This window comes from Microbulbifer regidiadema (SeqCode) (assembly GCF_052467605.1).
On record NZ_CP174315.1, the window covers coordinates 1 to 19,339 of the forward strand.

Genomic DNA, 19,339 nt, shown 5'->3' on the forward strand with positions numbered 1-19,339 from the left:
TTCCACATCCAGTTTCCCGTATACTTTCGTAATTTTTCTGCAACACCTTCTTCGAAAGCGATTGTATTTAACCCTTGTCCAGGGTTTGTGTAACCTATTTCGCGTTCTCGTGAAACGCTTTCGCGTTTTTCGTGCGCCGCTTCAATTGCAACGAGAATACCAGACAGGAGCCAGCGTGGGATTGCAGGCATTGCGAGCTGGTTGACGATGAAGCTGTCGATGGTGTTGGTAATCGCGTTACCGTAGATCAACACGATTGGGTAAATCGCGAAGAAATAGAAGAAGGTAATCAGCAGACCTGCTGTTTTACCGAAGTGCTCTTCAACCACGTCAGTGATGTCTGCGTCTTTGTTCTTGGAGGAGAGAACAAAGCGAGCCAGTGCGCGGTGAGAGAAGTAGGTCATTGGACCTACGAGAGCTGCGATCAGGATCAGCGGCCAGAAGCCTTCAAGACCTGCACGGATTGGAAGAAACAGAACGCCGGCACCTACTGCAGTACCGAACATGGACAAAGACCAGGTAAGATCTTCTTTTGTAAACTTTACCGTTTCTTTAGGGGCGACTTCGACTTCGGTCGCATTAATGCTTGACATTTCTTTTATATCCCCATGTGCCACTCATGTGCCCTAGGAGAATTTCCCAGTCTCTCTAGGACGGGGACCTGATATACTTATGTTAAAATTTTAAGACCATACGTTTAAATACACATCACGCGCGCCATAATAACGCAGCGATACAAGATACGACTTCCGTTTAATAGCGCGTAGAACCATGAAGTGTGCAACAATCTGCCGCGGACGCGTAAATCACTCGATTAAATAGTATTTTTCACGGAAACCCGATTAATTGCCGTTTGCGTCACTGAAGACTTCACATTACTTAAACATGACGCCTCGCTAATATATGCAGTCAACATACTGTTTCACAACGGTATATCACTGACCTAGAGGTACTTTGGGATATCTGTAGTATTGAAACTACGTAGTATTGCATGCTGGTGTATGCTTTAAACCAGCGCGCTTACTTTCCTTCAAATGACGACAATATGCCTCTTGCGTGCGCATTTTGTGCGCCCGGCAAAATTGCCAAAATTCGCTAAGGCACACAAATGCATACATTAATTATAATCGGAGGAAAAATTTCAAATGCGTCATTCTTTCCCCCTGATTTCAATCAGAGGGTTTGAACTGTCTTCAATGCACCTTCCAAAGCATCCCCTTTTTCATCCAGCAACGCGGCTTCCCGAAGCCGTCTGAGCCAGTCTGAAGCGTCTTTTCGCCCTTTCAGCAGGGCAAGAGAGGATAAAACCCGGTCAAATTTGGAGTGACCGCGGATATGTGTATCTGAGTACCCCTTGATGAGACGGCGGCATTTGAGGATTTCGACGGCGAGCTTGTAGTCTGAATGGACTGTTTTGAGCGCAAGATCGCGCCAGCTTTGCAGGTGATCCGTCTCGATCTGATGGCGCAGGAAACTACGGCGCCACGGCTTTAAGCTGCTGATGAGCCAGAGACTTAGGAACCCGCGAATGGATCGGGTCCTGATGCGGCGGCCTTTGTTGACGCGCCTGTCCAGCCAGTTGAAGACTGCGGGCCGCGCTTCGATCCATCTGCCAAGCCGTGTTGGCAGCGTACCGCAGATTTCCTCCATGCGGGGGTGAAGATACTCAGTCAGCTCCAGTTGACTACCCGCCGCAGGGCCCACTTCCCGATGAACGCGTTGAAAGCGTGTTTTTTGCGTTTTTATGTCGGCGACCCGGATCGTGTCGTCATAACACATAGCATTTGCGATATACTTGGCTGCTGTTCGGGTCAGCTCCCAACTCTCATTTTCAGTGTCGCTGGCGAGCACGATTTCGAGGTAATTTATTCGTTCGTTCAGTTGCATCCGACCGATATTAACCAGAACGACTTCCATACTCGTGTGAGTTTTCGCATTTATCGTGAAACGCTTTCGCGTTTTTCGTGCGCCGCTTCATTTTTTCATTTCACCAGCACTTGCAATGTAAGGCAGCAGTGTCAGGTGGATGTAAACAGCCTGTCCGCGTGGCAGATCATTGCCCAGCTGACGAATAGCTTCAAAGAATGGCAGACCTTCAATGTCACCGACGGTACCGCCGATCTCGCAGAGCACGAAATCATAGCCTTCATTACCGTCCAGAACGAAGTTCTTGATCGCGTCAGTCACATGAGGAATCACCTGCACGGTACCACCCAGGTAATCACCACGGCGTTCTTTCGCGATAATGTCCTGATAAATGCGACCTGTAGTAATGTTGTCCTGCTTATTTGCCGGACGGCCAGTGAAACGCTCGTAGTGACCAAGATCCAGGTCAGTTTCAGCGCCATCATCGGTCACATAACACTCACCATGCTGGTAAGGGCTCATGGTACCTGGATCAACGTTCAAATAAGGATCGAGCTTACGAAGTCGCACCTTGTATCCGCGCGCTTGTAAAGCCGCACCAAGAGCTGCGGAGGCAAGTCCCTTCCCGAGAGAAGAAACAACACCACCGGTGATGAATATGTACCGTGCCATGGATCGCTACCACGTTAGAAAGGGCGGAATTTATCAGTGGGGAAGCAGCAGGGCTTCGAGTGGTGATGTTTGCCCTGTTGCTTGGTTCGGTTGTCAAAAGTCATATTAACTTTTAGGGAACAAACCAAGTTACGTGTTTTCGCATTTATCGTGAAACGCTTTCGCGTTTTTCGTCGCTTTTCATTCGGCTGCTTCTTTGAAGGTCACCGTGGTTGGATCTTCCTCGAGTTCGACCAAGCAGCTCCTCGCGCCGAAGTTGCGCCAGCCGCATGTTCTCGTCTTTGATCGGACCATAGCCGCGAATAGAATCAGGCAAATTGAGGAACTCACGCAGGAGACCGTAATTTGCTGTTCCCAGCTTTCCGCAAGCAAGACTTAGGTCATCGCGGTACTGTTTGATCAATGCACGTTCTTCCTTCCGTTCACGTGCATACCCAAACGGGTCAAGAGCCGTTCCACGCAAACCACGGAGTGAGACAAGCATTTCAAATGCCTTGAAAATCCACGGACCAAAGGCCCGCTTCTGCGGACGTCCAGTCTTCGGATCAGGCTTACTAGGCAAGAATGGCGGCGCCAGCATCAACTGCAACTCACCCGGATCTGCAAACTGTGCTTCCAGGTTCTTGCGGAACTCAGGCTCACTATAAAGACGCGCAACTTCGTACTCATCTTTGTAAGCCATCACCTTGTAAAGCATCTCAGCGGCAGTATGAGTAATCTCAAGAGAACCCGGACCAAACTCCTCATCCTTCGCACGGATCTCGGTGATCTTATCGAGATACTTATTGGCGTAGGACTTGTTCTGGTATGCCGTCAACTCCTTGGCAAAGAACGCAATCTTCTCATCCAACGTCATCACCGCAACAGCTTCCTGACGTGGAAGCGCTGCAAAGATAGCGTCTGGATTAGAGTAAAGAACACGACCTGCATGGAAGGCATTGATGTTCTTCTCAACCGCTGCACCATTCAATGAGATGGCATTTTCAATCGACTGTGCTGAGATTGGCAGTGTGCCAGCCTGATAAGCCAGACCGATCAGCATCATATTGGTGTAAATCGCATCACCAAGCAACTTCTCAGCAATGTTCGCCAGATCATGCGCTCTCAGATCAAGTGTACCCTGCTCAAGCGTCCGCTTCATCTTGTGCTCATCAAACGACAGCTGCTGCTTCATAACGAATTCTGAAGTCGGCGTGACGTTTGTGTTCACAAAACCATGCGTTCTGCTCTTGTGATAAAGCGACAGCTGTTCAGCCTTACTTGCAACCAGCATGTCACTCGCAATCAGCACATCCAACTGTGCAGGCGGAACACGTGGTCCCTCAATCGTGTCACTTGCTGCTGCAAAACGCACGTGAGAGGTCACAGGACCGCCCTTCTGAGCAAGTCCGGTCATATCCAGCGTAGATGCTTTGATTCCATCAATATGTGCTGCCATCGCAATAATAGCGGAGATGGTCGTCACCCCCATGCCACCGATACCAGCCACCAGCAGGTTGCGGGTATTCTCAAGCGATGGAAGCTGAACTTCAGGCAACTGCTTCACGTAGTCATCCAGCGCAAAGTCTGCTGGCTTGGCCTGACGCAGCTTGGAGCCCTTCACATAAACAAAGGATGGGCAGAAACCCTTCACACAGGAGAAGTCTTTGTTACAGGAAGACTGATTGATACGGCGTTTTTCACCAAACACCGTCTCAACAGGCTCAACGGAGAGACAGTTAGACTGTACAGAACAGTCACCACAGCCCTCACAGACACGATCATTGATGAACAAACGAAGATCCGGATCAGGATACAATCCTCTCTTCCGCCGACGACGCTTCTCAGCAGCACATGTCTGATCAAACACGATCGCCGAAACGCCTTTGAACTCCTTGAGTTCGTTCTGAACCTTCATCAGATCATCGCGGTGATGTACAGGCTCAGTCAGCGCCAGATCCTGACGCCCTTGATAATCATCGGGATGCTCGGAGAGCAAGACCACCCTCTCAACACCTTCAGCATGAAGCTGATTGAGAAGCTGAGGCACCGTCAGTGATCCATCAATCTCCTGACCACCTGTCATCGCAACAGCGTCGTTGTAAAGGATCTTGAAGGTAATTGGCACACGCGCCGCCACAGCCTGACGGATCGACAGAATGCCGGAGTGGAAATAGGTGCCGTCGCCCATATTCGCAAAAACATGCTCATCACGGGCAAAGTGCGCCTGTCCAACCCACAGCGAGCCCTCACCACCCATGGCGATCTGACCATCGGTCGTCCGGTCATTAATCTCGGTCATGGCATGACAGCCAATCCCCGGCATAGAGCAACCCTTCAGGCACCACGGTAGACGTGTTGTGCGGACAGCCAGAACAGAAGAACGGAGAACGAGCAGCAAGCTCACCATGTCCCTGCGCCCACATCTGCTGGCGCATCATGGAATCAGCAACAGACCGCATCTCGTCATTGATGTACTCCCGAGGCAGGAAGTTCATGATCACGCGGATCATCTCATCAATGGAAAGCTCCAGCACATCAGAGAGCAAAGGCTCACCCTGCGCATCCTTCTTTCCAAGGATCTGCGGCTGCTGGTCACTTGGCCAGTTGTAAGCGATCTCTTTGATCTGTGGTTCGATGAACGCACGCTTATGTTCAACAACCAGAATCTTCTCAACACCCGCGCGCAAAGCTGGAAAACGCTGTAGGCTCCAGCGGATAAGGCATACCCACCTTATAAACCGCAAGCCCGATCTCCTGGCTCGCCGATCCGTAATACCCATCAGACGCAGTGCCTGACACAGATCACGGAACGCCTTACCGGTCGCAACCATACCGATTCGAGGCTTCTGCGCACCATAGGCCACGTGATCCAGACGATTCGCTTTGGCATAAGCCAGAGCAGCTGGCATCCGAATATCACGCAGCAAGCGCTCCGTTTCCAGACGGTTGCCGAGCAGAAGAACCCGGTTCAACTCCGCATTCTTGCGTGGATCAAATGCAGCAGGGCGTGAGAACGCCAGAACGCTGCGGGTCTACAGAAACAACACCAGATGCATCCATCGTATCTGCAAGGCAAATCAATGCACTCCACAGACCGGTGTAACGCGAAATCTCAAACCCGTGCAAACCGAAATCCAGCACTTCCTGAATATCTGCAGGGTTGAGAACAGGGATTTCTGCGTGTTGGAAGAAAAACTCGCTTTGTGCCGGCAAAATGGAAGATTTTGCCAGATGATCATCGCCAGCAAGCGCCACAACACCGCCATTTGGGTCGGTTCCAGAAGCACTTGCCTGATGCAGCACATCTCCGGCTCTATCAACACCTGGTGCTTTCCGTACCAGATGCCGTAGACACCGTCGTAGGCAGAACCTTTTCCGTGCTGCCGAACTTTTTGCGATCCCCAAACCGCTGTTGCACCCAGTTCTTCATTCACTCCCGGTTGAAACTGAATATCCAGCGGATCAAGATATTGACGTGATCTTTGAAGCTCCGTGTCGTAGCCAGCGATTGGAGAACCGCGGTATCCTGAGATAAAACCGCCTGTTTTCAATCCGTTAGCTCGATCCAAACGACCGCGGTCCAACGCCAGTCGTACCAGTGCCTGAATACCGGTCAGGTAAACATTGCCTGTTTCAGCTGTGTATTTATCATGTAAGCTGATCGGTGGCACACTTACATTCATTCAATGAGCTCCTCTCCGGTGATGGTTTTGTTGCCCTCTACTCGTTCAGTTATCCAAGCCGATATTAACCTTCGGATTCTATCGTGTTTCCCTAGTTTTCGCATTTATCGTGAAACGCTTTCGCGTTTTTCGTGCGCCGCTTCACCTGGTCAATATGCCGGTGCGCCGCCACTTCAGAAACAACGGGCAAAGTCTCCGCCGAGTTGAGTGAATACGGTGGTCGCAGCCTTACCGCCATTGGCAGCGGCAGCCTGACTGAGCAGCTTGGCTACCGTATAGCCGCCAGCGAGCGAAAGTCCGACGGCTATATGGAAAATCAGTACCTGGGTCGTGATGACACGAACAATATTGATGAATCCGTACTGCGCGGTAAGCTGGCCTATTCTCCCAGTGACGATTTAAAACTCGGCCTCACCCTTTTCTACCTTGACGCCGATAACGGCTACGATGCCTTCTCTCTATACAATACCCGCAAGACCCTCTCCGACAAGCCCGGTCGGGACCAGCAGGAAAGCTGGGCTGGCGCTTTAACTGGGCAGTGGTCTGGTAACGAGAATTTCACTCTTGAAGCCACCCTAAGCCATGCCAATTCCGATACCGAATACGGATACGATGAGGACTGGAGCTATATCGGATTTCACCCTTTGGAATACAGCCAAACTGACAATTACCAGCGGGACAAAGACAACGCCAGCCTGGATTTACGCCTGCTCTCCACTGAAAGCTCCAAACTCTTTGCGGGGCGCACTAGCTGGGTACTGGGGGTTTATCATCGTAATGAGCAAGAAGACCTCCTGCAGACTTTCAGGAAAAACTAAAGGCACAAGCACGGAATACAGTTTTTTTAGCAGTGAGTTTGATACCAAAAACAGCGCTGTTTACGGACAGCTGAGCACCACACTAACCGACGCTTTCAACCTGATTACCGGGCTTCGCCTGGAAAAACGCAGCGCGGATTATTCTGATTCCTTCCACTAAGGCAGATAGTAATGAGGATTTGTGGGGTGGAAATATAACCCTGGAATATCATTATTCTGAAGACACGCTACTGTACGCCACCGTTTCACGCGGCTATAAGGCAGGGGGTGTGAACGGTGCGATCATCGCAGAGTTCGCGGGTAATGAAGAAACTTACAGGGAGATGTTCGAGTTCGATACAGAGCATTTGCTTAACTACGAACTCGGCGCCAAAGGCAACTGGCTGGATAACCGCCTACAGGCGCAGCTAGCAGCTTTCTACCAAGACCGCAGCGATGTTCAAGCCAAACAATCACTCTTTAATCCAGAAAGTAAAAAGTTTAGGGAATACCTGGGTAATGCAGCAGGTGGTGAAACTTACGGCTTTGAGGCGGAAATAAATTTCCAAGCCACGGATACTGTGCGCCTCTTCGCTTCTGCAGGCTGGCTAAACGCCGAGTTTGAAAACTTTATAAGCAGTACACACGTAGATACAGAGAAGGATAAAGAAACCGGCACGGTACTACCGGTAAATCTGGATGGGCGTGATGTCGCTCATGCGCCAAGCTATCAGTTCTTCACTGGCACCGAGATTGATCTCACTACCCACTGGGTACTGCGTCTGGAATTGGAAGGCAAGGATGAGTTTTACTTCTCTAATAGCCACAATGAAAAATCCACGGCCTACGAATTGGTTAACGCCCACTTTTACTGCCTATACTTGGTTCAGTTGTCAAAAACGATGTCACTGATCATTTGAAGCCATTTTTTTCGCATTTATCGTGAAACGCTTTCGCGTTTTTCGTGCGCACTTCACATATGATTTGAAGGTGCGGCCGCTGATTTTCTCGCGCATCGCCAATAACAGGTAGACAAGGGCGAGAGAACAACAGCTGCCACTTCCCAAAGAGACATGGCTTCAATTGAGGTGAGCAGAATTTCTAGGAACTCTGAGTTAAGCATGGGGTTTTGCGGGGCTAGGTCGCCATCAATAAATTTACAAACAAAAATAGCGCGTCCAAACTGCTCATAGGATTTGCGCATTTCTATTTAGAACATCCATTAGCAAATCATATTCGCCAAATACCTGAGTGCTCATAGTGTTAGTGATTACTCTCAGGCCTGAATGGCTATTCAGGCGTTCAATAAAGGCTCGAATACTGGGTATGTACTCATCTTTAAGAGGGTACATGCTGATTTCTGCGGAGAGCTGCATAGCTTGCTCATTATACACCGAGATCCCGGGGGTAACTATCCTTGGCTCTTATCTATCCAGCCCCGATTAAGTCCGTGAATTATCAGATAGCTATGTATCTGATAATTCACGGGCGTTAACCATTGGCTATTTGCTAAATTACAAGGTGTCCTATTAGAAAGTATAAGTACGGGTTCTACCCGGCAATACGTGGTTCACCCTGTTGATAATAAGCCTCTGAGGTATAGCCATTAACTGGGTTATTTCCGAAATAAAAGCCTCTGGTATAGTAATTTTCCTCACCTGTCAGGTTTCTACCCCATAGAGAGACTTCCCCAGTTATCAAGCCTATAGGTGAGGCGGGCGTTAACCAATTCGTAGGCCGTGGATTTTTCATTGTGGCTATTAGAGAAGTAAAACTCATCCTTGCCTCCAATTCCAGACGCAGTACCCAGTGGGTAGTGAGATCAACTCCTCGGTGCCAGTGAAGAACTGATAGCTTGGCGCATGAGCGACATCACGCCCATCCAGATTTACCGGTAGTACCGTGCCGGTTTCTTTATCTCTTCTCTGTATCTACGTGTGTACTGCTTATAAAGTTTTCAAACTCAGCATTAGCCAGCCTGCAGAAGCGAAGAGGCGCACAGTATCCGTGGCTTGGAAATTTATTTCCGCCTCAAAGCCGTAAGTTTCACCACCTGCTGCATTACCCCTAAACTTTTTACTTTCTGGATTAAAGAGTGATTGTTTGGCTTGAACATCGCTGCGGTCTTGGTAGAAAGCTGCTGACTGCGCCTGTAGGCGGTTATCCAGCCAGTTGCCTTTGGCGCCGAGTTCGTAGTTAAGCAAATGCTCTGTATCGAAGCTCGAACATCTCCCCTGTAAGTTTCTTCATTACCCGCGAACTCTGCGATGATCGCACCGTTCACACCCCCTGCCTTATAGCCGCGTGAAACGGTGGCGTACAGTAGCGTGTCTTCAGAATAATGATATTCCAGGGTTATATTTCCACCCCACAAATCCTCATTACTATCTGCCTTAGTGGAATAGGAATCAGAATAATCCGCGCTGCGTTTTTCCAGGCGAAGCCCGGTAATCAGGTTGAAAGCGTCGGTTAGTGTGGTGCTCAGCTGTCCCGTAAACAGCGCTGTTTTTGGTATCAAACTCACTGCTAAAAAAACTGTATTCCGTGCTTGTGCCTTTAGTTTTTCCTGAAGTCTGCAGGAGGTCTTCTTGCTCATTACGATGATAAACCCCCCAGTACCCAGCTAGTGCGCCCCGCAAAGAGTTTGGAGCTTTCAGTGGAGAGCAGGCGTAAATCCAGGCTGGCGTTGTCTTTGTCCCGCTGGTAATTGTCAGTTTGGCTGTATTCCAAAGGGTGAAATCCGATATAGCTCCAGTCCTTCATCGTATCCGTATTCGGTATCGGAATTGGCATGGCTTAGGGTGGCTTCACAGAGTGAAATTCTCGTTACCAGACCACTGCCCAGTTAAAGCGCCAGCCCAGCTTTCCTGCTGGTCCCGACCGGGCTTGTCGGAGAGGGTCTTGCGGGTATTGTATAGAGAGAAGGCATCGTAGCCGTTATCGGCGTCAAGGTAGAAAAGGGTGAGGCCGAGTTTTAAATCGTCACTGGGAGAATAGGCCAGCTTACCGCGCAGTACGGATTCATCAATATTGTTCGTGTCATCACGACCCAGGTACTGATTTTCCGTATCGCCGTCGGAGTTCGCTGGCGGCTCCATACGGTAGCCAAGCTGCTCAGTCAGGCTGCCGCTGCCAATGGCGGTAAGGCTGCGACCACCGTATTCACTCAACTCGGCGGAGACTTTGCCAGTTGTTTCTGAAGTGGGCGCGGCGCTGGTTTTGCCCTGTACTTCGTTGGGTTGTACAAACCGGTCGTTTAACCGTGTTACCGTGGGAATGAATCCTTGTTTTCACATTTATCGTGAAACGCTTTCGCGTTTTTCGTGCGCCGCTTCAGCGGTTTCATCAGTGTAGCCGTTCTTGAAGAGGAAGCCATCGGTTACGATCAGCGCACGTTTTTTGCCTTCAAGGTCACCCAGTGCGATTGGCAGACAACCGCGACGGAAGTAGATGGATTCAGGCAGTTTGTGCCACAACATATTTTCTGCTCGCTTCGCAACGGTCTTCTTATTGATCAGGTGCTTCGGACCAACGTTCTCACTGATGGAGTTACCACCCCAAGAGCCGCAGCCCAGGGTCAGAGATGGAGCGAGAGAGAAGTTGTAAAGGTCACCGATACCGCCGTGAGATGCTGGGGAGTTGACCAGAATACGCGCGGTCTTCATGCGACGGCCAAACTCTTTGACGCGGTCTTCGCAGCGGTCCTGATCTGTATAGAATACAGAGGTGTGACCGATACCGCCCATGGCAACCAGCTTCTCAGCAATGTCGCAAGCCGCATCAAAATCTTTGGCTTTGTACATTGCCAGAGTTGGAGACAGTTTTTCGTGGGCGAATGCTTCTGCTTCGCTTGCTTCTGTCACTTCACCGATCAGGATTTTGGTGTCAGCAGGAACTTTCACGCCAGCCATTTCAGCGATTTTTGGAGCAGGCTGACCAACGATTGCTGCGTTGAGCGCACCGTTCTTCAGCAGAACATCCTTCACAGCCTGAAGCTCTTTGCCTTTCAGGATGTAACCTTTGTGGGTTGAGAAGCGTTCTTTCACCTGTTCGTAGATGTCTTCTACAACGATGACAGACTGCTCAGATGCACAGATCACACCGTTGTCAAAGGTTTTAGACATCAGCACAGATGCGACCATACGTTTTACGTCTGCAAACTCGTCTACGACCACAGGTGTGTTACCCGCACCCACGCCGATTGCCGGCTTACCAGAAGAATAAGCAGCCTTCACCATGCCCGGACCACCGGTCGCGAGGATAAGGTTGATTTCTTCATGGGTCATCAGGGCATTGGAGAGTTCAACAGTTGGAACGTCAATCCAGCCAATGATGTCTTTTGGAGCGCCTGCTTTGATTGCAGCTTCGAGGACGATGCGTGCGGCCTCGTTGGTTGCAAGCTTGGCGCGTGGGTGCGGGCTAAAGATAATGCCGTTGCGAGTCTTCAAAGAGATGAGTGCTTTAAAGATCGCGGTAGAAGTTGGGTTTGTTGTTGGAACGATACCGCAGATGATGCCTGTCGGTTCTGCAATGGTGATTGTTCCGAAAGTTTCATCTTCAGACAGGATACCGCAGGTCTGCTCATCCTTGTACTTGTTATAGATGTACTCAGATGCGAACTGGTTTTTGATAACCTTGTCTTCCATGACGCCCATACCGGTTTCTTCAACCGCCATGCGGGAGAGCGGGATACGGGCATCGGCAGCGGCCAGTGCTGCTGCGCGGAAGATCTTATCTACCTGTTCCTGAGTGTATGTTGCGTAGATTTGTTGTGCTTTTTTAACCCGAGCAACAAGGGCGTCTAATTCTTCGCGATTAGTGACAGGCATTTTCTTCTCCGTAGGCAAGAACCGAAGCAGAAACGTGACAGACTATCGGTATTTGTCACAAAACAGTTCAGGGGAGGAAGCTGCTCTTCTGTTCGACACAGATATTATTGGGTCACATTCTACTTTAGGCGCATGACATAAGTCAAAAATCAGAGATATATGAATAGGATGTCATAAAACTCGACTGTTGGAAGGCCACTTTTAAGACTGATTTTGTAATGAGGCGCTAACTTGTCATTTATTGCATAGCATTGCATACAGTTTCAGACACCCTAAACTGTGATATTCTATTTTTATTTCAGATAGTTAAGTAGAGACGCAAAGGCACCTTTGGAGATACATTTCAGCGTCATTGACTTTTAGGACAAGTCAGCTGACCTAAACTGCGACAAAGTCGCATACCGCCAATATTTTACCGGTAATTTCACCTAGTGCTTGTGAATAGTGCGCTCCGGATGCAGAAAACACGAAGATACACGTATGTAATGTGACTCATTTTTACAAATTCAGTGAGTCTGGCGTGTAATTACGGATTACAGATCCCAGAACGGGCAGGATGCGGTGAAGGTGTTGTACTCACCACCGATTGGGTGTCGTAGTTCCAGCGTTTGAGCATGAAGATGCAGGCGCTCAGAGAAAGACAGTGCCTCGCCCTCCGCATAGAAGCGATCCCCCACGATCGGGTGCCCCAACTCTAGCATGTGCACACGGAGCTGGTGGGAGCGTCCGGTGACCGGCATGAGCTTAACCAGGGTTGTTTGCTCTTCGCGGTTGATGACGTCCCATTTGGTGAGAGCAGAGCGGCCTAGTTCATGATCCACCATCTGCTTAGGACGGTTTGGCCAATCGCAGCGAAGAGGTAGATCAACCTCCCCCTCATCATCTCTCAGCTGGCCCCATACACGCGCAATATAGGTTTTGCGTGTCATGCGCTTTTCGAACTGCAGGCCCACATGGCGGTGTGCATCCTTGTTCATAGCCATGACAAGTAAGCCGGAGGTGTCCATGTCCAGCCGGTGGATGGTGGTCGCTGTTGGGTAGATTGACTGCGCGCGGGTTTCCAGACAATCCTTATGCTCTTCCGCACGGCCCGGTACACTGAGTAGCCCGCTTGGCTTGTTAAGCACCAGCAGTTGCTCATCCTGATGGACAACATCAAGGAATGGCTCCATGGGCGGCGTGTATATGAAAGGGGCGCTAGGACTGTTGTTCATGGGGCGCTTATAGCGGCTTACCTGCAAACGTCAACGCATGTCCTTCCGTCTATGTTGCGCTGCCTGAGAGCTGCCCCATATATCGTGCAGTATTCTATATTGATGAGGTTCCTATGATTGGCAATTTTCTTTCTGAGTTTGAAAAGGTCACTGATTACTGGTCGCCGCGTGTCGTGGCGCAGGTGAACGATCAGTACGTCAAAGTCGCTAAGATCAAAGGAGATCTCACCTGGCATAAACACGATGATGAGGATGAGCTGTTCTACGTCGTGCAAGGTAGCGTCACTATTGAATATGAAGGTGAAGCGGTGACACTCAACAAAGGTGACTTTCACGTGGTGCCAAAGGGAAAGATGCATAACCCTGTTGCAGAAGAAGAATGCTGGATTGTGCTGGTGGAACCGGTTGCAACAAAGCACACTGGTGATGTGGTGACTGAGAAGACAAAATCACTGGAAGATCAGTTGGCATAACGCCCCTACTAAGGCAGCATGGGTAATCTGGAATAAGCGGAATCTGATCTCTTTACATTGAAGGCATGCTGGATTACGCTTACGTTAACAAGATGCCTGATGCGTAATACGTAGTGCGCTATGTAAACACTTTAGGCATCTGCCTGACTTTCGCAAACACTGTAATTTAGCAGATGGAGGGAACAAATATGAGCATGGAAGCAATTTTGAATGACCTGAAAGGCCGCGTTGAGTCCAGCGACTTTGACAGCTCAATCAAGTTTGACTGCGGTGACGAAGGTATTCTTGTGATTGATGGTAACTCCATCTCCACAGACAACCAGGACGTAGATTGCACAATCGGCGTTTCCTTCGAAGATCTGCAGTCCCTGATCGCTGGCGATCTGGACCCAACTGCTGCATTCATGCAGGGCAAGTTCACCATTGATGGTGACATGAGCGTTGCAATGAAACTGAGCCAGCTGATCTAACAACAGCTGCGACGAGATTGTGCATTCGGGCCGCGCGCCCGGATGCCTCCATAGACGAAAGTCTACAAAGCTTCTTGCACTCTTTGCTCGAAAAGTTGCTGCAGAAACATCGCCCAGTGCTCGATGTAGGCCTGCTTATCTTCCTCTCTCATAAACAGACCATCCGACGTAATCAGACCCGTCATCATCTGACGTGATGCTGTAATCAGCGTGCGCGCTGTTGCCTGACTGATCTGATCACTCTCAAAGATTGCCAGAATTCGATCGTCGGTGACTTTTGCGAAGTTGTCGAAGGTGGGTTTGATGCGGCGGCGCAACGTATCTTCTGTTCGCGCTGCAACAAGAATTTCCATCATGGTGAGGTACTCAGGAGAGTTCGCCTGATTCGTCCACCATTTGATAGTTAGCTCAGAAATTCTGCTTTTATCCTCACCGATTTCGTTCAACCACTCCAAAGTTAGCCGAACTGATTTAGCGAGCAATCTTTCCAGAACGAAGACCATCAGATCTTCTTTAGTCGGGAAATGATGCTGCAGCGCACCCTGCGAAAATCTCGTCTTTTCCGTAATTTTCTTAATAGATGCACGGTGATAGCCAAATTCGTGCAAACAACTGATAGCGGCAAGGAGGATCTCCTTACGCATACGATCACTCTTCTCTGCCTGAGTAGATTTTCGCGTTTCGCCGGTATCTTGAAAAATATTTTTCATAGTGCCTCACATCAACGCTTGTAAAAAAACCATATGCATGTATTTTTTTCAAGAGATACGACGAAACACGTAGTGCATAGTTTAGGGAGGAGAAATTATGTATCGGGAGCGTCAGTCCACTGTTGGAACCCTAAGGGAGAAGGTTTCCATGCACACTGTTATTATTGGTGATCCACATCCGGCATTTTCCAGAGCACTTGCGAGCATCTACTCAAATGAGTGCCACGGCGTAAATGTACTTGTGACGAAGAGCTTTTCCGAGTTGCAGACTTGGGTAGAACTTCACCCTTCCGCAGTGGTACTTGTGAACCCTCGGATGAAGGGGGCACCAGGTCTCAGCACAGCATCTACGCTTCTGGAGACCTATGAGATTTCCAGCCTTGTTATGTTGCTTGAGCAGGATAACCCGGGCCTTTCCGAGTACTTCATCGCTCGCGGCGCAACCGCAGCAGTGCCTAAAACCGCTGACTTCTCAGTGTTCAAAGCTGTTCTGACTGGTGGCACCGTTGAAGTGACAACTGAAGCAGAAGATGCGCAGAACGCGTTTGGCATCGACTTCTATGAAGGTCTTGCGAACCTGACACGCCGTCAGGCCACCATTTTGACCTATCTGAAAGAAGGCAAGCTGAACAAGCAGATCGCGCATGAGCTCGGCATCTCCGAAGCGACCGTGAAGCATCACGTTTCTGCGCTGCTGAGCACTCTGGGCTTCTATTCCCGCTCTCAGTTGGTGGCCATGATCAACGAGCTTGGCATCAACGTGGATTATCGTGGTGGCAACCGTAAAGCGGCCCGCGCGAAGACCAACTCACGTCGTGTGGCCAATGGCTACAAGATCGCCGGTGCCGGCGCTGGTGTGACACCAGCTTCCGCGCTGCAGCCGACATATGTTGCGGCTCCTTAAACCAAACTGACACACCCTGTGGCGAGAATGTCGCTCCCTCGCCGCAGTGTATTCTCCTTCCTTTTGCGGGCGTTACAGCAACGACAAGTCCAACAGTTGACGTTGCTGTAGCGCTCTTGCCACAGCAAGCAGATTGTTTCTTCAGATTGACTGTTTGCGCTCTACACGCACTTGCCGTTACGTCAATTTTTCCTCATTATTGATTTTGCAGGCTCCCAAGGCCGGGCTTCAATCTTTAAGAGGACTAGGAAACTGTGCAGCCAAGCGATTTTGCCAGTTTGAGCGACCTTGAGGTCATTTGGAGCGATCACGGCGGAACCTGTCCGATCCCCACACGCACTCTTGTTGCTTCCGATTTGCTGTTGAGCATCGGCCCTTCACCTGACAGAGAGTTTGATCAGACGTTCCAGCGCATCTCCGGCGCACTTGTGCTTGCCTATGGAGATCCGCTGTACAACGGTGGTCTGCGGATTGTTGATGAGGTTGCTGAGCCAGAGCAAAGCCAGTTGAGCCTTGTGTTTTCCTCCAAACACCAGGGGCATTTCAACACGGTCAGCCATGAAGCCTTCTACAACAATGAGAATGCGCTTTATGTGCCGTTCCGAAATCTCAGCGAAGTGCATCCAGAAGATGATATTGAAAGCCTGTTCGGGGACTATTCACCGGGTATCTTCCTCAGATATGTGGTGAGCGAGCGTACGCGGTCATTCCCGGATATGCTGGCGCGGCTTGCTGAGCGAGCAACTGGGCTACAGGTGTGTAGCAAAAACCGGTCTTTGCTTTTCTCCAGCCTGTCAGAGCTTCGGCGTAAGTTGCCCAGTGATCTTATTCTGGTTGATGGAAGTGGGTTTGGCGGACAGCCAGCTTCACGGCAGCAGAAGAAGCCCCTGCTCTACACGACCAACTGGATTTCCCGAGAGCTGATTGAACCGTCAGAGCTGCATCATACTGAGAGTGAGGTGCCAAGTCTGTTTGATCTTAGGCGCCGGTTCTCACTCAGTTCCTGAGGTGTCTTCCGATTTTTCCTGACAAGACGCGCAGGTGCCTTTGATCTCGATGGAAGTTGATTTGGCATCGAAGCCGTTTGCGCTGGCCCAGCCGCTCAGGATTTCAGCCACATCATTATCCGCAAACTCCAGAGCTTTGCCGCAGGTTTCGCAGATGGCGAAGCCAACCATCTCGACTGCGTGGCAAGCTGGGTGAGCACAGGCAACAAAAGCGTTCATGCTCTCAAGGCGGTGTACCAAGCCAAGACCGATAAGTTTGTCGAGAGCACGATAGACCTGCAATGGAGCGCGAAGTCCCTCAGTCCGGAGCTGGTCCAGAATAGAGTATGCGCTCATCGGTGCATCTGAAGCACACAGCAGATCCAGAACCAGACGCTGATTTTTCGTGAGCTTCACTTCTGCAGTTGCCATTGCCACTTCTTTCACCCTATTGCCCTCGCTCCTTTCCCAATACCCCGTTTAGGAGGCGAGATGCAAACAATGATAGCAGAAATAAACACAGGCTGGCCACGACGATAGACGGACCTGAAGCGCTGTCAAACTGCAATGAGCCTTCCAGCCCCAGAACAACACTCGCAACACCAATGACTGAGGATGCAGCCGCCATCTGCTCTGGTGTTCTTGCGAACCAACGTGCAGTTGCCGCGGGAATGATCAGCAGAGCGGTGATGAGCAGAACACCGACGATCTTCATCGCGATGGCAATGATGGCGGCCATCATGACCATGAAGATGAGCTGCGTCAGGTCTGGATTGAAACCTTCTGCCTCTGCCAGTTCACGGTTGACTGTTGAAGCCAGCAAAGGGCGCCAGAGGAAGTACATCAGGCCAAGGATGACTGCTGCGCATGCGTAAATGGCGATCACGTCTTCATTGCCAACAGCGAGGATGTCTCCGAAGAGCAGCGAGAGCAGATCAAACCGCACGTGGCTCATAAAGGCGATCAGCACCATACCGAGCGCCAGAGCGGAGTGGGAAAGCAATCCCAGCAGCGCATCTGTTGAAAGCGAGCCTCGCTTTTGCAGTTTACTGTAGGTCTACTGGTTGGGGTTTCAAGCCGTTTTAACTTTCTCGCAAAGGCAGAAAGTAGTCGTTTTCGCATTTATCGTGAAACGCTTTCGCGTTTTTCGTGCGCCGCTTCAGAACAAAGATGACATGGTCCTTCCCGGTTGGCCGCTTGCTCGGCTCCAGAGCTGAGGGTCCATGTCACGTTCTTCCTCTGTTGGCTTTCAGTAGCGATTCGCGGCCTATTCCAATGGTGGATGGCCCGCAGCCATCGACAACCTATGTTTTGTTCTGGCGCTTTTTGCCTGTGTCGTTGCGCATGAATTCGGTCATGCACTCATGGCGCGGCGGTATGGCATTCGAACACCCGATATCACGCTGCTGCCAATTGGCGGTCTTGCCGGCTGGAACGTATGCTGCGGAAAAACCGATGCAAGAGGTTCTGGTGGCGCTTACCCGGCCTGGCTGGGACGCATTTTTTGCCTAACATTGGTAATTTTTTTTTTTTTTAGCCGGGGATGTCGCTGCTAAACAGTTCTATGAATTGGGTGTTTAACCAGAACGACTTCCATACTCGTGTGAGTTTTCGCATTTATCGTGAAACGCTTTCGCGTTTTTCGTGCGCCGCTTCACTGGGGATCAACAGAAAGCCAAGGGCGAAGAAGGCGAAGAGTGGGACGGCGTACGCAACTATCAGGCTCGCAACTTCATGCGCGATATGAAGATCGGCGACCGCGGCTTCTTCTATCACTCCAACATCGGCAAGGAAGTTGTCGGCATCGTTGAGGTGTGCGCACTGGCTCACCCGGATTCCACAACCGATGACCCACGCTGGGAATGCGTGGATATCAAAGCCGTCAAAGACCTCCCGCAGACTGTCACACTCGCGCAGGTAAAAGCCGAAGAGCGTCTGTCCGACATGGCTCTCGTCACCTCCATGCGCCTCTCTGTTCAGCCGGTAAAGCCGGAAGAGTGGGCTGTGGTTCTGGAAATGGCAGGCATGGACCCATCCGAGGTCTGATCTCACGATGACAATCACGGATCGGCGCAAGTTCATTCTGGAACAGACACGCATTCACCCTGTTCCTCATGCGCCGTCCATCTCTCTTCACCTCGCTGACGAAAGCGTCGACCTATGGCGCATGGGGAAGAAGAGCTTGAAGAGCTCGGTGTCCCCTCCCCCTTCTGGGCGTTCGCATGGGCAGGCGGACAAGCGCTAGCACGGTACATTCTCGACAACCCAGAAGTGGTCCAGGGCAAGCACATCCTAGACTTTGCCAGCGGCTCTGGCCTTGTTGCCATTGCCGCGATGAAAGCCGGAGCAGCCTCTGCAGTTGCAGCGGACATCGACGCCTTTGCTTCCGATGCCGCACTTATCAACGCAGCACAAAACCATGTCACAATTAAAGTCACAGCAGAAGACCTGCTTGAAAGCAAGCTGGATGGGTATGACCTGATCTGCTGCGGTGATGTCTTCTACGACCCGGATATGACATCAAAGGTGCTAAGTTGGTTAGATGCAAACCAGAGAGCAGAGCCGATCCCAGTTTTGGTTGGAGATCCTCAACGCTCTTACTTTCCCACCTCACGGCTTAAACACCTTCAAACCTACGAAATTCCGGTTCAACGAGAGCTGGAAGATAATGAAACCAAGAAGACCTCCGTCTACGCGTTTGTATGATCAGGGGTATACTCCCAAAATCTAATACACCGAATAATTGAATTTAA

Annotated in this window: 17 protein-coding genes and 8 pseudogenes; 9 read left to right on the forward strand and 16 right to left on the reverse strand. The window is 50.4% G+C overall.

Features of this window, described 5'->3' with window-relative positions:
• Nucleotides 1–134 precede the first annotated feature (134 nt).
• From ACJJIF_RS00005 to ACJJIF_RS00030, 6 genes and pseudogenes are all read right to left on the reverse strand, one after another.
• Nucleotides 135–584: pseudogene (locus ACJJIF_RS00005) on the reverse strand (aromatic amino acid transport family protein); the annotation flags it as partial.
• Nucleotides 585–1,173: 589 nt separating this feature from the next.
• A pseudogene (locus ACJJIF_RS00010) lies at nucleotides 1,174–1,875 on the reverse strand (DUF6537 domain-containing protein); the annotation flags it as partial.
• A 105-nt stretch (nucleotides 1,876–1,980) separates the two neighbouring features.
• Nucleotides 1,981–2,538, reverse strand: a pseudogene (pyrG, locus tag ACJJIF_RS00015) (CTP synthase); the annotation flags it as partial.
• A 145-nt stretch (nucleotides 2,539–2,683) separates the two neighbouring features.
• Nucleotides 2,684–4,819 (reverse strand): indolepyruvate ferredoxin oxidoreductase family protein, encoded by a 2,136-nt coding sequence (locus ACJJIF_RS00020; protein ID WP_444928389.1) that lies wholly within the window; start codon nucleotides 4,817–4,819, stop codon nucleotides 2,684–2,686.
• Nucleotides 4,806–5,492 carry a hypothetical protein gene (locus tag ACJJIF_RS00025; RefSeq protein WP_444928390.1) on the reverse strand — a complete coding sequence of 229 codons (687 nt, stop codon included), beginning with the start codon at nucleotides 5,490–5,492 and terminating at the stop codon, nucleotides 4,806–4,808. The genes ACJJIF_RS00020 and ACJJIF_RS00025 overlap by 14 nt, the downstream gene beginning before the upstream one ends.
• Nucleotides 5,493–5,597: 105 nt before the next feature.
• On the reverse strand, nucleotides 5,598–6,203 hold the full coding sequence (locus tag ACJJIF_RS00030; protein ID WP_444928391.1) for a hypothetical protein: 606 nt from the start codon (nucleotides 6,201–6,203) through the stop codon (nucleotides 5,598–5,600).
• A 131-nt stretch (nucleotides 6,204–6,334) separates the two neighbouring features.
• Between ACJJIF_RS00030 and ACJJIF_RS00035 the strand changes: the two genes are divergently transcribed.
• Together ACJJIF_RS00035 and ACJJIF_RS00040 are read left to right on the forward strand one after the other, a co-directional pair.
• Complete coding sequence (locus tag ACJJIF_RS00035; RefSeq protein ID WP_444928392.1) at nucleotides 6,335–7,021, forward strand: TonB-dependent receptor; 687 nt, start codon at nucleotides 6,335–6,337, stop codon at nucleotides 7,019–7,021.
• Between the two features lie 179 nt (nucleotides 7,022–7,200).
• Nucleotides 7,201–7,920: a TonB-dependent receptor domain-containing protein gene (locus tag ACJJIF_RS00040; protein ID WP_444928393.1), complete on the forward strand. Its 720-nt coding sequence runs from the start codon at nucleotides 7,201–7,203 to the stop codon at nucleotides 7,918–7,920.
• A gap of 209 nt (nucleotides 7,921–8,129) precedes the next feature.
• Here the strand turns inward: ACJJIF_RS00040 and ACJJIF_RS00045 are convergent.
• The 7 genes and pseudogenes from ACJJIF_RS00045 to ACJJIF_RS00075 form a co-directional block, all read right to left on the reverse strand.
• A pseudogene (locus tag ACJJIF_RS00045) lies at nucleotides 8,130–8,376 on the reverse strand (hypothetical protein); the annotation flags it as partial.
• Nucleotides 8,377–8,946: 570 nt separating this feature from the next.
• On the reverse strand, nucleotides 8,947–9,204 hold the full coding sequence (locus tag ACJJIF_RS00050) for a TonB-dependent receptor domain-containing protein (protein WP_444928394.1): 258 nt from the start codon (nucleotides 9,202–9,204) through the stop codon (nucleotides 8,947–8,949).
• A 125-nt stretch (nucleotides 9,205–9,329) separates the two neighbouring features.
• Nucleotides 9,330–9,596, reverse strand: a pseudogene (locus ACJJIF_RS00055) (hypothetical protein); the annotation flags it as partial.
• Nucleotides 9,596–9,793 (reverse strand): hypothetical protein, encoded by a 198-nt coding sequence (locus ACJJIF_RS00060; RefSeq protein ID WP_444928395.1) that lies wholly within the window; start codon nucleotides 9,791–9,793, stop codon nucleotides 9,596–9,598. The gene ACJJIF_RS00060 and the pseudogene ACJJIF_RS00055, both read right to left, overlap by 1 nt.
• 14 nt (nucleotides 9,794–9,807) lie before the next feature.
• Nucleotides 9,808–10,170, reverse strand: coding sequence for a hypothetical protein (locus tag ACJJIF_RS00065; protein ID WP_444928396.1), 363 nt, complete (start codon nucleotides 10,168–10,170; stop codon nucleotides 9,808–9,810).
• A 171-nt stretch (nucleotides 10,171–10,341) separates the two neighbouring features.
• Nucleotides 10,342–11,829, reverse strand: a pseudogene (locus tag ACJJIF_RS00070) (aldehyde dehydrogenase family protein); the annotation flags it as partial.
• A 533-nt stretch (nucleotides 11,830–12,362) separates the two neighbouring features.
• Nucleotides 12,363–13,001, reverse strand: a complete 639-nt coding sequence (locus ACJJIF_RS00075) for a pseudouridine synthase (protein WP_444928397.1) — start codon at nucleotides 12,999–13,001, stop codon at nucleotides 12,363–12,365.
• A gap of 155 nt (nucleotides 13,002–13,156) precedes the next feature.
• On the opposite strand from ACJJIF_RS00075, the gene ACJJIF_RS00080 reads away from it, so the two are divergent.
• Nucleotides 13,157–13,516: a cupin domain-containing protein gene (locus ACJJIF_RS00080; protein ID WP_008552749.1), complete on the forward strand. Its 360-nt coding sequence runs from the start codon at nucleotides 13,157–13,159 to the stop codon at nucleotides 13,514–13,516.
• A 188-nt stretch (nucleotides 13,517–13,704) separates the two neighbouring features.
• On the forward strand, nucleotides 13,705–13,986 hold the full coding sequence (locus ACJJIF_RS00085) for an SCP2 sterol-binding domain-containing protein (RefSeq protein ID WP_008552794.1): 282 nt from the start codon (nucleotides 13,705–13,707) through the stop codon (nucleotides 13,984–13,986).
• Between the two features lie 62 nt (nucleotides 13,987–14,048).
• Here the strand turns inward: ACJJIF_RS00085 and ACJJIF_RS00090 are convergent, their stop codons facing one another.
• Nucleotides 14,049–14,696 (reverse strand): TetR/AcrR family transcriptional regulator, encoded by a 648-nt coding sequence (locus ACJJIF_RS00090; protein WP_008552693.1) that lies wholly within the window; start codon nucleotides 14,694–14,696, stop codon nucleotides 14,049–14,051.
• 97 nt (nucleotides 14,697–14,793) lie between these two features.
• Between ACJJIF_RS00090 and ACJJIF_RS00095 the strand changes: the two genes are divergently transcribed.
• Nucleotides 14,794–15,600 (forward strand): response regulator transcription factor, encoded by an 807-nt coding sequence (locus ACJJIF_RS00095; RefSeq protein ID WP_008552691.1) that lies wholly within the window; start codon nucleotides 14,794–14,796, stop codon nucleotides 15,598–15,600.
• Between the two features lie 254 nt (nucleotides 15,601–15,854).
• Entirely contained in the window at nucleotides 15,855–16,607 is a 753-nt protein-coding gene (locus tag ACJJIF_RS00100; protein WP_008552793.1) for a hypothetical protein, read from the forward strand.
• On the opposite strand, the gene ACJJIF_RS00105 is transcribed toward ACJJIF_RS00100, so the two are convergent.
• Together ACJJIF_RS00105 and ACJJIF_RS00110 are read right to left on the reverse strand one after the other, a co-directional pair.
• Nucleotides 16,593–17,018: a Fur family transcriptional regulator gene (locus tag ACJJIF_RS00105; protein ID WP_444928431.1), complete on the reverse strand. Its 426-nt coding sequence runs from the start codon at nucleotides 17,016–17,018 to the stop codon at nucleotides 16,593–16,595. The genes ACJJIF_RS00100 and ACJJIF_RS00105 overlap by 15 nt on opposite strands.
• A 16-nt stretch (nucleotides 17,019–17,034) precedes the next feature.
• A pseudogene (locus tag ACJJIF_RS00110) lies at nucleotides 17,035–17,631 on the reverse strand (iron chelate uptake ABC transporter family permease subunit); the annotation flags it as partial.
• 319 nt (nucleotides 17,632–17,950) lie between these two features.
• Here ACJJIF_RS00110 and ACJJIF_RS00115 point away from each other — a divergent pair.
• The 3 genes and pseudogenes from ACJJIF_RS00115 (at nucleotide 17,951) to ACJJIF_RS00125 (ending at nucleotide 19,292) form a co-directional block, all read left to right on the forward strand.
• The gene (locus ACJJIF_RS00115) at nucleotides 17,951–18,142 is read left to right on the forward strand and encodes a hypothetical protein (protein ID WP_444928398.1); all 192 of its coding nucleotides are present in this window, start codon (nucleotides 17,951–17,953) and stop codon (nucleotides 18,140–18,142) included.
• 88 nt (nucleotides 18,143–18,230) lie between these two features.
• Nucleotides 18,231–18,632, forward strand: coding sequence for an EVE domain-containing protein (locus tag ACJJIF_RS00120; RefSeq protein ID WP_444928399.1), 402 nt, complete (start codon nucleotides 18,231–18,233; stop codon nucleotides 18,630–18,632).
• A gap of 7 nt (nucleotides 18,633–18,639) precedes the next feature.
• Nucleotides 18,640–19,292: pseudogene (locus tag ACJJIF_RS00125) on the forward strand (class I SAM-dependent methyltransferase).
• Nucleotides 19,293–19,339 lie beyond the last annotated feature (47 nt).